This window comes from Streptomyces sp. NPDC090021, from assembly GCF_044748225.1.
Classification (GTDB): domain Bacteria; phylum Actinomycetota; class Actinomycetes; order Streptomycetales; family Streptomycetaceae; genus Streptomyces.
In genome coordinates, this window is sequence record NZ_JBIVFO010000048.1 from 22,060 (window position 1) to 36,813 (window position 14,754).

General features: G+C 72.5%; 12 protein-coding genes and 1 pseudogene. 8 read left to right on the forward strand and 5 right to left on the reverse strand.

The genetic code is table 11. The annotated features are described in order from the left end of the window. Positions 1-470 precede the first annotated feature (470 nt). On the forward strand, positions 471-1,112 hold the full coding sequence (locus ACIPXC_RS30095) for a ScbR family autoregulator-binding transcription factor (protein ID WP_401624376.1): 642 nt from the start codon (positions 471-473) through the stop codon (positions 1,110-1,112). Between the two features lie 246 nt (positions 1,113-1,358). Then, positions 1,359-1,790, forward strand: a complete 432-nt coding sequence (locus tag ACIPXC_RS30100; protein ID WP_401624378.1) for a VOC family protein — start codon at positions 1,359-1,361, stop codon at positions 1,788-1,790. 350 nt (positions 1,791-2,140) lie between these two features. Here ACIPXC_RS30100 and ACIPXC_RS30105 read toward each other — a convergent pair whose 3' ends face one another. Next, on the reverse strand, positions 2,141-2,710 hold the full coding sequence (locus ACIPXC_RS30105) for a TetR/AcrR family transcriptional regulator (RefSeq protein WP_401624380.1): 570 nt from the start codon (positions 2,708-2,710) through the stop codon (positions 2,141-2,143). Between the two features lie 63 nt (positions 2,711-2,773). Then, positions 2,774-3,439, reverse strand: coding sequence for a class I SAM-dependent methyltransferase (locus ACIPXC_RS30110; protein ID WP_401624382.1), 666 nt, complete (start codon positions 3,437-3,439; stop codon positions 2,774-2,776). A gap of 96 nt (positions 3,440-3,535) precedes the next feature. Between ACIPXC_RS30110 and ACIPXC_RS30115 the strand changes: the two genes are divergently transcribed. Beyond that, on the forward strand, positions 3,536-4,459 hold the full coding sequence (locus ACIPXC_RS30115; RefSeq protein WP_401624384.1) for an NAD(P)/FAD-dependent oxidoreductase: 924 nt from the start codon (positions 3,536-3,538) through the stop codon (positions 4,457-4,459). Positions 4,460-4,849: 390 nt separating this feature from the next. On the opposite strand, the gene ACIPXC_RS30120 is transcribed toward ACIPXC_RS30115, so the two are convergent. Continuing rightward, positions 4,850-5,923 carry a hypothetical protein gene (locus ACIPXC_RS30120; protein WP_401624386.1) on the reverse strand — a complete coding sequence of 358 codons (1,074 nt, stop codon included), beginning with the start codon at positions 5,921-5,923 and terminating at the stop codon, positions 4,850-4,852. A gap of 257 nt (positions 5,924-6,180) precedes the next feature. Here ACIPXC_RS30120 and ACIPXC_RS30125 point away from each other — a divergent pair, with 257 nt between their 5' ends. Further along, positions 6,181-8,928, forward strand: coding sequence for a M4 family metallopeptidase (locus ACIPXC_RS30125; protein WP_401624436.1), 2,748 nt, complete (start codon positions 6,181-6,183; stop codon positions 8,926-8,928). A 269-nt stretch (positions 8,929-9,197) separates the two neighbouring features. Here ACIPXC_RS30125 and ACIPXC_RS30130 read toward each other — a convergent pair whose 3' ends face one another. Continuing rightward, positions 9,198-10,127, reverse strand: coding sequence for an alpha/beta fold hydrolase (locus ACIPXC_RS30130; protein WP_401624388.1), 930 nt, complete (start codon positions 10,125-10,127; stop codon positions 9,198-9,200). 127 nt (positions 10,128-10,254) lie between these two features. Here ACIPXC_RS30130 and ACIPXC_RS30135 point away from each other — a divergent pair, with 127 nt between their 5' ends. From ACIPXC_RS30135 to ACIPXC_RS30150, 4 genes and pseudogenes are all read left to right on the forward strand, one after another. After that, positions 10,255-10,923, forward strand: coding sequence for a TetR/AcrR family transcriptional regulator (locus ACIPXC_RS30135; RefSeq protein WP_401624389.1), 669 nt, complete (start codon positions 10,255-10,257; stop codon positions 10,921-10,923). A gap of 57 nt (positions 10,924-10,980) precedes the next feature. Beyond that, positions 10,981-11,165, forward strand: a pseudogene (locus tag ACIPXC_RS30140) (LysR family transcriptional regulator); the annotation flags it as partial. A 239-nt stretch (positions 11,166-11,404) separates the two neighbouring features. Further along, the gene (locus ACIPXC_RS30145) at positions 11,405-12,682 is read left to right on the forward strand and encodes a sensor histidine kinase (RefSeq protein ID WP_401624390.1); all 1,278 of its coding nucleotides are present in this window, start codon (positions 11,405-11,407) and stop codon (positions 12,680-12,682) included. Then, complete coding sequence (locus ACIPXC_RS30150) at positions 12,670-13,326, forward strand: response regulator (RefSeq protein ID WP_401624391.1); 657 nt, start codon at positions 12,670-12,672, stop codon at positions 13,324-13,326. The genes ACIPXC_RS30145 and ACIPXC_RS30150 overlap by 13 nt, the downstream gene beginning before the upstream one ends. A 44-nt stretch (positions 13,327-13,370) precedes the next feature. On the opposite strand, the gene ACIPXC_RS30155 is transcribed toward ACIPXC_RS30150, so the two are convergent. Beyond that, positions 13,371-14,633, reverse strand: coding sequence for a glycosyltransferase family 4 protein (locus ACIPXC_RS30155; RefSeq protein ID WP_401624392.1), 1,263 nt, complete (start codon positions 14,631-14,633; stop codon positions 13,371-13,373). Between the last annotated feature and the right edge of the window lie 121 nt (positions 14,634-14,754).

The window sequence follows — 14,754 nt, forward strand, 5'->3', positions numbered from 1 at the left end:
CGAGGGGGGTGGCTCGTCCGGCTGCTGTTGCCGTCGTCGCGTATCAGGTACCACGTGCCGCCCGCGATCAGCGCCACCGCCGGCACCCCGGCGCCGACGATGTGCCGTTTGTGGCTCCGGCCCGCGGCGACGGGCACGGGCACGGGAACCGCAGGGCCGACGGCGGGGGAAGCCGTGTAGGCGGTGCTCGTGGGAGCGTCGTGCGTGGGGAAGTGCGGGTGGGCCGGTACGGGGGCCCGACCTATTACCCACTCAACTCGCGCGGCTGCGCTCGTCGTTCGAATCTCACAGCGCAGCAGCCCGGCGCGGGACAACAGCCCAAAGAGCACCACAAGAGCACGAACACCACCCTGTTCTCATACAAAAGTACCTGTCGACTGGTTTTCTTTCATGTCACCCGATTACATTGACGACACACCGCAGAGGACACGCACCGCACCGCACAGGCAGGGACCGGGAAGGACGACCACGTGGCGAGGGCCAGACAGGAACGGGCCGAGATCACCCGTCAGTCCATCCTCGACGGCGCTGCCATCGCGTTCGACGACTGCGGGTTCGAGGGCACCAGCCTCAGCGACGTCGTCAAGCACGCCGGAGTCACCAAGGGAGCCCTCTACTTCCACTTCCCGTCCAAGCAGGCGCTTGCCCGTACGCTGATGGACGAGCAGTTCCAGGTCTCGGACCACCTTGCGGCGATCGAGAACCCGGGACTGCAGACCGCCATCGACCTGACCCACCAGATGGCACACGGTCTGCGCACCAACGTCCGCATCCGCGCCGGTATCCGCCTGGTCATCGAGTTCGGCTCCTTCACCCACCCCGACCCGACCCCCTACGACGCCTGGATCGACACCTGCCGTACGTGTCTGACCCCGGCCCAGAAGGCCGGTGACATCCACCCCGCGCTGGACGTCAACGCCCTCTCGGCGCTCCTCGTCGGAGCGTTCACGGGGATCCAGGTCACCTCCCACGTCCGTACGCGCCGCCAGGACCTCCACTCCCGCGTCGCGGACCTGTGGAGTTTCCTCCTCCCCAGCATCGTCCCTGCGGACCGGATGGATCGCTTCCGCCCCATGGGTACACCGCACTCGTACGACTCCCCCACCGGCTGACCGCACCGCGCACCACGCACTGCACCGCACGCACCAGGGCGGCCTCGCACACGCCGTGGCGAACCACGGGGGTGCTCGCCACGGCGTGAGCGAGACCGCCCTGCCCGACCCCTCGAACAGGGGTTCACCGGACAATCCCGTCAGGCCCCTACGGGCGTTTCGGCGTGCGCGACCGGACCGTAATCGGCAACCGTGGACCCGCCTCAGGCACCCACCGGACCCGTCGACGTCTCCGAGGAGACACCCGTGAACTGGACCATCGAAGTCGTGCCCGTCCCCGTCACCGACATGGACCGTGCGAAGGAGTTCTACGCCGAGAAGATCGGATTCGCCGTCGACCTCGACGACGAGGTCGCCCCCGGGGTGCGCGTCATCCAACTGACTCCGACCGGATCCCGGTGCTCCATCGCCCTGCTCCAGGGCATGCCCACACCGCCCGGCGCGAAGGTCATGGCACCGGGCACCCTGCACGGACTGCAGATGTGCGTCACCGATATCGACGCCGCCCACGCGACGCTGACCGAGCGCGGCGTGGCCGTCTCCCCCGTCCGCCACCTCGGTGAGGCGGGCTGGGAGGTGGGCAAGGGCGGCACCTGGAACTCCTTCATGTCCTTCAACGACCCGGACGGCAACGGCTGGGTGGTCCAGGAGGCCCCCTCCGACCTGAGCGAACGCTGAACCAGCACCCGCCGGTCGGTCGAGTCGCCCGTCGAATCGGCGGCTGCGGCCACCGGCGGTGTGGAGTGCCAGTGGCTGGACGACCCCTGTCGCTCGACGCTCAGGAGAGTGCTGGACCTCGGTGACGGTACGTTCGCCCGGGTCCCGGGCCGTGCCGCACGCCTCACCGGATGTCGCCGTCGACGCGTACGGCGACGCAGCCCGCAGCGTGCGCACCGCACCCGACCGGCAGATCCCCACGATGGCCGCCGGCGTGTACGGGATGGGCTTCGAGCACGTGTCGGAACCCGGCTGGACCTACGGCCGCCCCTGGCCGTGGCCCGCACGGCCCTCGCCTCGGGCGGCGGCTCTCAGGGGCGGGCGGCCACGACGCGGCGGAAGAGGGCCTGGACGGCGCTGGTGACGTCGGTACCGGAGGTGTGGTGGCAGGGGCCGGTGTAGGCGTGGGTGAGGAAGTCGGCGGTGAGTTCGGGGTCGGCGACGTCGAACTCACCTGCCTTGTTCCCTTCGGTCAGGATCGTGACGAGCAGGGTGCGGGCCCGGTCCATGGGTTCCTCGCCCGCGGTCCCGAGCTCGTGGAAGAGCCGGTGGTAGAGCTCTTGGTGGTCCTGCTCGGCGGAGACCCACGCTGCGACGAGCCCGTCGAGCCGTTCGGCCCAGGACAGCCCGGGCTGTGTCAGCAGCGCGGCGGGGATCTCCAGCATCCGCGCCCACATCTCCCCCTGGAGGGCGGCGAGGAGTTCCTGCTTGGAGGCGAAGTAGAGGTAGACCGTCCCCTTGGCCACCCCGGCCCGCGCGGCGACCTTGCTGATGGTCAAGGCGTCGTAGCCGTCCTGCAGCAGCAGGGCGGCCACTGCGTCCAGGATCTGCCGGCGGCGAACGTCCGGTGGCTGGAAGCGGCCTGTGGGCTGGGCGGGCACGGGGTGGCTCCTCACGAGGACGGTGATCGACCGGCGGCCGGTCAGTCGTTGGCCTCCAGGGTGTCATGCGGCTTGCGGCTTGCGGGCCGTCACGATCACTGCCGCGTCGTCGGCCGGCTCCTGTTCGTGGCCGGGGTGCTGGTGCACCGGCACGCGGAGCCGCTCGGCGCGCAGGATGTCCAGGCCGAGGCCGGACAGGTCGGCGCGCAGTTCGTCGAGGGTGACCAGGTCGCCGCTCCCGCCCCAGTCGCAGCCCTCCTCATCCCATTCCCCGAGGGCCAGGATGCCGCCGGGGGCGAGCGCCGCCGCCGCGACGGCGAGGGTCGCGGTGCGCGCAGGGCCGCGGGGCGGCAGGGCGTACGCGCTGAGGACGAAGCCGTATGTGGTCTCCGGCTGCCAGAGCGCGGTGTCGGCCACCAGGAGCTCCAGCTCCAGGCCGCGGGCACAGGCGCCGGCTCGGGTGCCGGCGATGGCGCGGGGGGAGATGTCGACGCCGGTGACGCGCCAGCCGCGCTCGGCGAGAGCGAGGGCGTTGCCTCCTGCGCCGCAGCCGAGGTCCAGGGCCTTCCCGGGGGTGAGGGAGTCGGCCGGGGCGAGTAGGAGCGGGTCGGGAGCGGTGGTGTCGCTTGCGTCGCCGCGGTAGACGGCGTCCCAGTCGAAGCCGGGTCGCGACGCGTGCTTGGTGTGGTCGCTGTGGTGGGTGCGGTGGGTGTGCTGGGTGTCGTGCATCCCGGTTCCTCCGGTGGGAATGAGAACAATCGAATGACCGTTGGTCAGTAGTATGACCCCTGGTCATTTGCTTTGGTCAACCCCTGGGAGAACCTCGTGAACCCCTTCGCGCACTACGACACCGTGATCGTCGGAGGCGGCCCGGCCGGCCTCACCGCCGCCCTGGCCCTGACCCGCTACCGCCACCGCACCCTGGTCGTCGAATCCCCGGCCCCGCCCCGCAACCACGCGTCCCGCGGCGTCCACGGCATGATCGGACTCGAAGGCGCCACCCCGGCCGAGGTCCGCGCCCGGGCCTGGGCGGAACTGGACGCCTACGGACTGGCCGAGCACCGCGCCGCTGCTGCCGAGGACGTGACCCTCGCCGCGGACGGCGGCTTCCACCTCACCTTCGACGACGGCAGCGCCGCCTGGGGCCGCACCGTGCTCCTGGCCACCGGAGTCGTCGACATCCACCCCGTGGACGTCGATGGGTTCGCCGCATGCTGGGGCCGCACCGTCATCCACTGCCCCTTCTGCGTCGGCTGGGAGAACGCCGGCCGAACCTGGGGGGTGGTCGCCGACAACCCCGCCTACGCCGCCACCGCCGCCGGAGCGTTCAGTGCCTGGTCCGCCGACGTGATCGCCATCGCGCCGCCCGGCATGGAGCGCGCCGCGGAGACCCGTCAGGCCCTCCGGGCGGCCGGCAGCGACCTCGTCGAAGGCGAGATCGTCCGTCTGCACCACCGGGCGGGAGACCTGCACACCGTGGAGCTGGCCGACGGCACCCTCCTGGCGCGCCAGACCCTGCTCTGGTCACCTCCCCAGCAGCAGGTCCCGCTCGTCACCCGCCTCACCACCACCCTCGGCCTGGCCCTCAACGAAGACGGCTTCCTCACCGTCGGCGCCGACCGGCAGACCAATGTCCCCGGTCTGTACGCCGCCGGAGACCTCACCACTCAGTGGGAGCAGGGCGCCATGAACGCCGCCGGAGCCGGAGCCGCGGCAGCGGACGCCATCCACTTCGCCCGCACCCTCTGACCCGCTTCCACCGGAGCCGGCCACCTTGACGAACCGCGCCTTCACCGACCCCGCCACCGCCACCGCCACCGGACTGGCCGGGCCGGGCCGCACCGGGCGTACTCGTTCGGCGGACCGCCATCACAGCAACGGTCCACCGAACGCTGCCGGGCCGGGCGGCTGTTCGCCGTCTCGCTCTCGTGGCAGCGTCAGCGCATGGCCGAGCGCGGCGGGGCAGGGCGGGGCGGTACACGTGTCACGTGGAGCGTGTTCAGTGGCTCGGGCGTGTCAGGAAGGATCTGTCCGGGCCCGATCGCGGCTCGGACTTCGGCCTCGGAGCAGGCACATGACGCGCCGGGCCTGCCGTCGGCCGCCCGCCGACAGGCCTCTGCCGGCCGTCCTGGTCATCCATCAGTTCGCCCCTGCCGGCCGGGGTGCGCCCTGGGGTTCGGCGGGGTGGGGTTGCAGCCAGCCACGGATGGCGGCCTGGACTCCGGCCTGGAAGCGGGTGTCGGCGTCGAGTTCCTCCAGCATGCGGGTGATCCGGCGGCGGGCGGTGTGCACGTGTACGCCGAGCCGGCGGGCGATGGTCTCGTCCTTCAGGCCGGAAGCGAGCAGCCCGAGGAGTTCCCGCTGCTCCGCACCGAGGGGGCTGACGGGGCTGCCGACGGGGGTGGCGCGTGTCCACAGGGACTCGAACAGCGGTAGTGCGGCGCGGTGCAGCAGGGAGTCGCCGAAGACCAGAGCCGCACCTTCGGCTCCTCCGTCGCCCGAGGGCGGTGGGGGCAGCAGGCAGGTGCGCCGGTCCACGAGAACCAGGCCGGTGGGCAGGCGCTGCCCGATCCGGGCCTGGAGGCCGAGTCGGGTGAGGGCGATCAGTTCCCGGGCCCGTTCGGGGAAGTCGGTGCCGCGCCGATCGGTGACGGTCCGTACGGTGACGCCGCGGGCCAGCAGACGGCGTATGCGGCCGGCGCCCGCTTCCACCGCCTCGCCCGACCCGCCCGCCTCCCCCACTCCCCCGGGGCGGGACGTCGTCAGCGCGCTGCGGTCCAGGACGAGGACTTCCGTCTCGGCGGAGTCGAGCATGGTGTCCAGGCGGGCTTCGACGGCGTCGGCGCCGGTGAGGACCTCTACGCCGGCCGGGGGTCCGGGGGGTAAGGGGGGCGGCGGCGGTAGCTCGTGGGCCAGCCGGTCGGCGTAGGTGCGCAGGGACCTCAGCTCCGCAGATTCCCGGTGCAGGAGGGCCTGTCGGCGCTGGATGAGTACGCGCAGTACGGCGGCCGGGTCGACCACCGAACCGGAATCCGGGTCGATGGCCCAGCCTGAGTCCGGGCCGGTGACCGGGGTGGCGGCCGGGCCGGTGACCGGGGTGGCGGCCGGGCCGGTGAGTGGCGTGGCGGCCGGGCCGGCGGTCGTGCGGATCGTCGCCCTGCTGGCTTCCTGCGTGCGGGCCGGAGTCCGGTCCTGCGGGTCGGTTTCGATCATGACGGGGATTTTGACCGCCTTCACAGGGCCCCCACAACTGTGCATGGCCACTTCTGAGGGTGTCCCGGCTCTGGTCGCGAGCCGCCCGCGGCGCTTGCATGGCGGCGACTCGCAGCAACGCATCAGGCACTCATGGTTGAGGAGACCCCTTGCCCAAGTTCAGCGCAGGTTCGTCGGCTCCGACCCCGACCGCACGACGGATATGGCGGAAAGAGCTCCGGTCCGCCGGAGGAATCGCGGTACTGCTGGCCGCCGCGATGACCTTGCAGGCGTCGCCCGCGTGGGCCGCGGACCCCGGCCCCTCGAACGTCCTGCCCGGCCAGGACACCGCGGCCCCGGTGCTCGTCGAGGGCATACGGGAGGCCGTGGACGCCAAGGCCGCCCCGGCCGACGCGGCCCGCAAGCACCTCGCGGCGAACAAGAGTCGCTACAGGATCCCACGGGCGGGCAGCGACCTCGCCACCCTGTCGGCGACCGCCACCGGAGGCCAGGACGAGACCGTCCGGCTGCAGCAGAAGCACCGCGGAGTCGACGTCCTCGGCGGCCAGTACGTCGTGCGCATGCAGAAGCGGGACGGCAAGCGCGTGGTCACCGGCACCTCGGGGCACTACTTCACTGCCCTGAAGACCGACGTCACCCCCCAGGTCGCCGAGGACGTCGCGGTCAGCCGCGCGGTCGCCGCCACCACGCGCAGGCTGGGGGGCACCCTCGACAAGAGCCGGGCGCCCAGGTCGGAGTCGGGTGACCCGGCGGCCACCGGCATGACCGGTGAGGCCAAGGGCCTCGTCGTCCTGCCCAAGGGAGGCGGCGTACTCGCCTACCGCGTCACCGTACGCGGCACCGCTCCCGGCACCGGCGCGCCGGTCATGGACGAGGTGTACGTGGACGCCCGCTCGGGCTACCCGGCGCTGCAGTACAGCGCGCTGAAGACGCTGGCGGCCCCGAAGGCCGCCACCGGGACGGCCGGTCGGCCCGCGGAGGGGGCGACGGCGGACGGGCCGCCCGCCGCTCCCCCGAACCTGGTCCCGGAGACCGGGTCCGGTGCCCGACTCGGTGGCGCCGCGGCCTCGCTGGACATCGCCTACGACCCCGCGGCCGGGCACTACCTCCTTGCGGACGCGGGCCGGATGCGCGCCACGTCGAAGAGCCTGCTGTCCACGTGGGACGCCCGGGGCAAGTCGGTGTCGGAGACGGCGGGCAAGTGGCCCTCGGGCATCAGGATGTTCTCCTCCCCGAACACCACCTTCGGCGGGACGGCGACGGATTCGGGGGCCGTGGACGCCCACTGGAACGCGGGCCAGGTCTACGACTTCTACAAGAAGAACTTCGGGCGCGACAGCCTCGACGGGGCCGGCGGGGCCGTCAACTCCCTGGTCGGCGTGACCTATTACGGCCTGCCCTACGCCAACGCGTTCTGGGACGGCACCAAGATGGTCTACGGCAACGGCGACGACGAGTTCAAGCCGATGTCCGCCGACACCGACGTCGTGGGCCACGAGATGACCCACGGGGTCATCGAGCACACGGCGAACCTGGTCTACGCGGGCCAGTCCGGCGCCCTGAACGAGGCCCTGGCCGACTACTTCGGCAACGCCATCGACGTCACCGCGAGCGGCACCCCGATGAGCGATCCGGCCGCCGGCCTGATCGGCGAGGACCTGTGCCGCACGAAGGCCGCCGCCGACTGCGCGCTGCGCGACCTCAACGACGGGGCCACCACGTCGAAGAGCTTCCTGGGCGTGTCGTTCGCCACCGACAACGGCGGCGTGCACCTGAACTCCACGATCTTCTCCGGCGCGCTGTGGGACATGCGCGAGGACCTCGGCGGGGAACTCGCCGACAAGATCGTCTACAAGGCCGTCACCGAGTACATGACGCCGATCGACGGGTTCACCGAGGCCCGGGGCGCGGTGCTCGCCGCGGCCAAGGCGCTGGGCGCGACCTCCGCCCAGCAGAACACCGTCAAGCGGTCCTTCAACGCCCACGGCATCGTCCCGGGCTGGGAGCAGGCCCTCGGCATCGACAGCGACACCCTCTTCGGAACGCTGAACACCACGGACTCCGGGGTGGGCGCGGGCGGCGGCTGGTGGACCGCGTCGAAGTCCAACGACGACGGCTCCGAGCCCTACTCGGTCTACGCCGGCCGCCTCGACGGCAAGGGCGCACCGAAGGTGATCAGCCCCAACGACGGCCGCTACCACACCGCCCCGGCGACGGACGGCAAGACGGTGGTGTGGACGGCGTACGGTCCGACCTCGGTCGACGTGCTCTCCCGTCCGGTGGCGGGCGGCCCGGTCAGGACGCTCTACCGCTCGACGACGGGCGTCGCGGGCCTGCGGGTGGAGAAGAACACGATCGTGTTCGAGGAGTACGACATCCTCGGCGGCCGCCACGTCGGCTACATGCGGCCCACCGACAAGGCTCCGGTGTTCACCGACGGCAGGAAGTGGAACACCCTGACCGCGCTGCCCTCCATCAGCGACAACAAGATCGCCTACGCGAAGCTGTACCCGCAGGGCGGCACGTACCGGCTGGGCGTGGAGGTGGTGGACCTGGCCACCGGCAGGGCGGTCCTGACCGAGCAGCTGGACGAGCCGGTGAGCCTGGGCCAGACCGGGATCAACGGCAAGAACGTGTTCTGGCTGGCGGACAGCGACGAGAGCGACGGCGGTCTCGTGTCGGTCGTCAGTTCCGAGCTGGACGGGCGCGACGCCTTCATCGTCAGCAGCGAGCACAAGCCGGGCGCGTTCATGGCTTCCGACCTGACGGTCTCTCAGGACGCGCTGACCCTGGTCGCCCGGACGCCCGACACGCGGTACCGCAACGAGTCGCTGCCGAAGCTGTGGCAGCTGACCACCGACGGCTCCCGCCGCGAGCGGGTGTCCTGCAACCGTGGTGAGCAGAACCACCCGGCGGCCGGTACGGGCCGCCAGGTCGCCTGGCTGGACGCGACGACCGGCTCCACCGACCTGGTGGTCCGGGAACGCCCGGCCGGCACCTGCTGATCCGCACCGCTCAGTGACGGGGCCGGCGGCTGCAGCCGCCGGCCCCGTCCGCCGTCCGGCCCGGGAGAGCGTCTTCGGCCCCGGCTTGAGATCGTGGGTTCAACGGCCGGTCCCCACTGATCCGAGTCGGCCCGCCCATGGAGATCCCCGAGTGGGAGGAGCAGACGCCGGAGTCGTGGTCACGTGGGCCCCGGGCGCGGCCGTCGGCTTCCCGACCGGACGGAGACGGACCACGTGAGGGGTCGGCGGCCGCCGCGTGCCGGCGGGCCTCACGCGTCGCGGGAGTCGATGTCCTCCATGAAGGCCAGGATCCGGGCGTTGACCAGGTCCGGGTGGTCGATCTGCGGTCCGTGGCCGGTGGCGGCGACGATCTCGGCGCGGGCCCCGGGGATGACGCGTGGTACGCGCTCCAACTGCCGCTGCGGGTGCACGAGGAGGCTGCGCTTGCCCATGATCAGGTAGAACGGCGTCCGGATGGAGCCCAGTTCCGCGTCCGACAGCGGCAGTGGGGCGGGGCGACGGATCCGGAAGGCCCGTACGCCGGCCTGGATCATCGCGCGGAGCTCGGGGACGACGATCACCGGCTGCTCCAGCCACTTGGCGAGGCGGGGGCGCCACGCCTTGGGGGCGTAGGTGGCGAAGAGGCTGGCGAAGATCCAGACGAAGAAGCGCAGTCCCACCTTCTCCAGGCCGCCCGGGTCGAGGGCGGTGACGGAGGCCAGTCGTCCGGGCCGGCGGTGGACCTGGTTGATGACCAGCCAGCCGCCGTACGAGGAGCCGACCAGGTGGACCTTGTCCAGGCCGAGCGCGTCGAGGGCCTCGTCCAGCCACTGGGCGGCGCGCTCGGGCTGCCACATGGGCTCGCGGTGGACACTGCGGCCCGGGTCGCCGGGGGTGTCGAGGGCGTAGACGGGACGTTCGGCGCTGAGGGCGCGGGTGTTGGGGTACCACTGGGCGGAACAGCCCCCCGACCCGTGTATCAGGACCACGGGCGTACGGGACTCGGCGGCCGGGTCCGTGGGGCCGTAGCGGTAGACGTGCGTGGTGCCGAAGCTCGTCTCCACATCGGCTTCGGAGCGGGCGGGCGCCCCGAGCGCGTAGAGGGCGTCGCAGGCGGCGAAGTACCGGTCCCTCAGCGTGTCGTTCACGTAGTGGCCGATGTCGCGGCTCGCACGGGTTCGGGTCGTGGTCTGGGGCACGGGCACCTCCTGGAAGATCCGTTCTTCGTGATACGAACGTACCATATAAATGGTACGGCGGTATCATGAAAAGGGCCGGGGCGGCCGGACCTCCGATGCAGCACACCGACGGGCGGAGACAGGACACATGCCGAAGCGCGTGGACCACGAGGAGCGGCGGACTCAGATCGCCGAGGCGCTCGTCCGGGTCGCCGGACGGCGCGGACTGCACGCCGTCGGCATGCGGGACGTGGCGGCCGAGGCCGGCGTGTCACTGCGGCTCGTGCAGTACTACTTCCAGACCAAGGAGAAGCTGCTCTTCTACGGGCTGGAGCACCTCACCGACCGGTTCTCCGCCCGCGTGGGGGCCCGCCTGAGCGCCGTCGGCCCGAATCCCGGCCCGCGCGCGACCATCGAGGCGATCCTGCTGGCCTCCCTGCCCACCGACGAGGAGAGCCGCACCTTCCATCTCCTCTACAGCTCCTACTCGATCCTGTCCGTGACGGACGATGCCCTCGCCGCGCAGCCGTTCATCGACAAGCCCGATGCCGCCGAGGACGCCCTGACGGACCTGATCCGGCAGGCGCAGGAGGCGGGCCTGGCCGATCCGGGCGCCGACGCGCGCACGGAGTCGATCAGCCTCCTGGCGATGACGGCGACGATGGGCACCAGCATCCTCGTGGGCCAGCGTCAGCCGGAGTCGGCCCTCGCGGTACTCCACCATCACCTGGACCGCATCTTCACCCCCGAGCCGCCCTCCGCACCGGAGGAACCGGCGACCGCCGGGACGGACCGGCGCGCAGGGGCTGAACGCTGAAGCCGGTCGGCCGGGGCGGGAGGGAAGGGATCCGGTGTCGATGCCGGCGTCCCTCGCCCGCAGGCCGTGCTGTGGACCGGCACGGTCGGTCCGGCCCGCTCGGACACCCCCTCCCGGCCGAGTCGGCCGTGGTACCGCTGACCGGCATGGCGCCGAGCCGGGTGGTGGCGGTGTGGAACGAAGGCGACACCGACCCGTTGATCCGGTCCTTCGTGGAGATCGCGACGGCCGCGTCGCGCCGAAGTCCCGTCCCGTTGTTGCCGGGTGGCGGAGCCCGAGCGGCGAGATGTGCCGTTCGAGCCGGTCAGGGGCGTGAGCGTCGTGGGTCGGCACGGAGTTGGCACGGAGTTGCCGGGGAGTTGGCGGGGAGGGTTTTGCACACCGTCGGCGTTAGGGTCGTCGGACGGAGCCCGTCCGACGATCCGGGGTCCGGGCGGCGGCCGGGCGTTGCCGCACCGCCGAACCCTGGAGGAACCCCGCGATGAACGTCGCCGTCTGGGCGGCCGTACGGCGTCGCCCCGTCCGTTTCCTGCTCTCCCCCTGGCCGCTTCGTGCCTGGGCCTTCCTGCTCAGCGGCACGGTGTTCGGCGCGCTGCTGCTCGCCGTCCTGTCCGTGCTGCTGTTCGCGGGCATCGGCCTGTCGGTGCTCGGGATCGGGCTGGTGGTGCTGGCCGGCGTAGTGGTGAGCGCCATACCCGTCGCGGCCCTGGAGCGGCGTCGGCTCCGGCTGGTGGAACCCGTCCCCCTGGTCGACCCGCACGGATCGCTGCCGGGGACCGGCGCCGTACCGTGGCTGCGGACCCGGCTCGCGGAGCGCGCCACCTGGCGGGAGCTGGCGTACATCCTGCTGTTCGCCGTGGTGTTCACGGCGGTCGGGGTCGGCTTCGCCGCCCTGCTCGCCATGTCCTCGATCCTGCTGGTGACACCGGTCATCGTGTGGGCCATCGCCCCCGACACGGTGATGCTCGTCCCCGGGCAGGCGATCTCCGACCCGGTCGCCGGGCTGCCGGGCACCGCTGCGGGCCTGGTGGGGCTGGTGTTCGCCGCGTACGCGGGCGCGTTGCTGGCCGGGGCCCAGGTCCGGCTCGCCCAGTTCCTGCTCTCCGCCCGCGAGGAGGACCTCGGCAGCCGGGTCATCGAACTCACCAGGTCCCGGGCCCGGCTGGTCGACGCCTTCGAAGCGGAGCGGCGGCGCATCGAACGGGACCTGCACGACGGCGCCCAACAGCAGCTGGTGGCAATGACCATGACGCTGGGGCTGGCGGAACTGGAGCTGCGCGGACAGGACTCCCCCGCCCTGCCGCTGATCGCCCGCGCCCGGGGCGAGGCCGGACAGGCACTGGAGCAGCTGCGCAGCCTGGTCCGCGGTATCCATCCGCAGGTGCTCACCGACCACGGTCTGGCGGCCGCGGTCAGCGAACTCGCCCTGCGCAACCCGATCCCGGTCACCGTCGACATCGAACTCCGGCGCCGGCTGCCCGCCCCGGTGGAGAACATGGCGTACTTCACCGTCACCGAAGCCCTGGCCAACGCGGCCAAGTACAGCGGCGCCGACGAGATCGTGGTGCACGGCCGACTCGACGGCGAGCAGCTCGTCCTGGTCGTGAGCGACGACGGCAAGGGCGGGGCCGATCCGACCGCCGGGTCCGGTTTGCAAGGATTGGCCGACCGCGTGGCAATTCTGAAAGGCAGGCTCATCGTGATCAGTCCCGTCGGCGGACCGACCCGGCTGCGGGTGGAGGTGCCGTGCTCCGCGTAGTGCTCGCCGAGGACGCCGTACTGCTGCGCGCCGGACTGGTGGAAGTCCTCTCCCGGGTGGGCCATGAGGTGGTGGCGGCCGTCGGCGACGCCGGGGAGCTGGCCCGCGCCGTGGACGCGGACCGCCCCGACATCGTCATCACCGACGTGCGGATGCCGCCCGGCTTCCGGGACGAGGGTCTGCGCGCCGCCCTGGAACTGCGGGCCCGGCATCGCGGGTTGCCGGTCCTCGTCCTTTCGCAGTACGTCGCCACCGCCTACGCCGACCAGCTGTTCGCCGGCGCCACCGCGGACGACGGCGGCCTGGGCTACCTGCTCAAGGACCGGGTCGGGGAGGTCTCCGAGTTCCTGGACGCGCTGGACCGGGTGGCCGACGGGCAGACCGTCATCGACCCGGAGGTGATCCGGGTGCTGCTCCGGGCCGCGGACAGGCCGCTGCTCCGGCTCACCCCGCGCGAGCGCGAGGTGCTCGCGCTGATGGCGGAGGGCCTCAACAACCATTCCATCGCACGGCGGCTGACGGTCACCGAGGCGTCCGTCGTCAAGCACGCCGGGAACATCTTCATGAAGCTGGACCTCGACCCGGCCGAGGGCAACCGGCGGGTGCTGGCGGTCCTGGCCCACCTGCGGGGGGAACAGGTGTAGCGGTCACGGGCGGACGGGCTGACCGCCCCCGCCCCGGCCTACCGTCATCCCCGGCCCCGGCCCCGGCCCGGGCTGGATCCCTGGCCGGGATGGGAGACAGGTCCGCCGGAATCGGAGGCAGGGCCGCCGGGGCCGGAGGTCCGGGCCGCCGGATGCCGGCCGTCATCGGACCGGGGCAGGTCCGGGTCCAGGAGGGCACCGAGCCGCTCGGCCGAGCCTTCCCAGGACCAGTGGCGCTCCACCCAGCGGCGCCCGGCCTCACCGCGCAGGGTCCGCTCCTCCGGCGCGTCCAGGGCCGCGGTCAGGGCCTCGGCCACCGCAGCGGTGGAACGCCCGTCGACCACGGTGCCGGTGACTCCGTCCAGGACGCTGTCGGGGGCTCCGCCCGAGTCGCCGGCGACCACCGGAAGCCCGCTGGCCGCGGCCTCCAGGAACACGATCCCCAGTCCCTCTGCCTCCAGCCCGGCCCTGCGGGTCCGGCACGGCATCGCGAACACGTCGGCAGCCGCGTAGTACGGGGCGGTCGCGCCGTGGTCGAGCCCGCCGGTGAACAGCACCCGGCCAGGGGCGTACCGGGCGGCGAGACGGCGCAGCCGAGCCGCGTCCGGCCCCTGCCCGACGATCACCAGGACCGCGTCCGGCGCGCTGCGCAGGACCGCCGGCATGGCCTTGATCAGCACGTCCTGCCCCTTGCGGGGCACCAGCCGCGACACGCAGAGGATCACCCGGCGCCCGGTCAGCCGGTGCCGCTCGCGTACCCGGCGGGCCGCCTCCGGTCCGCTCCCGGCAGGCCGGAAGGCCGTCGCGTCGACGCCGGGCACCAGCCGCTCCAGCCGGGCGCGCGGGCCGAGGGCGGGCGCGATCCGGCTCCGCGTGTACTCGCCCAGGTACGTGACCACGTCGACGTGGTCACCGATCCGGCGCAGCAGCCGGGCGGCCCCCGGCGTGCGGGCCCACCAGATCTCGTGGCCGTGGGTGGTGGCCACCATGCGGCGGACGCCGCCGCGCCGCAGTTCGGGGGCCATGGCGGCAAGGGGGGCCGCAGCCCCGAACCACACCCGGTCGGCGCCGTGTGCCCGTGCTGTTTCCAGGACCCGTCGGGTGACGCGTCGGGTGGGCAGCAGCATCCGCGACGGATCGCGTACGACGGGGAAGGGGAGGGTGGCGTCGTACTCCGCGGCGCCGGGCTCGTCGGAGGTGTACACGACGACGTCGTCGCCGGGCATCCGGGTGGCCATGGCGTGCACGAACGTCTCGATGCCGCCCTGGCGGGGCGGGAAGTCGTTGGTGACGATCAGGGTGGTCATACGTGGGTCCTCGGTCGCGGGCCGGTGGTGCGGCGTGGAGGGGGCGCGGTGCGGGTGGTGAACTCCGCGTGGGGGCGAGGGTCCGAACCGGGCGGTGATGCGCCGCGACGTGGACGACGGC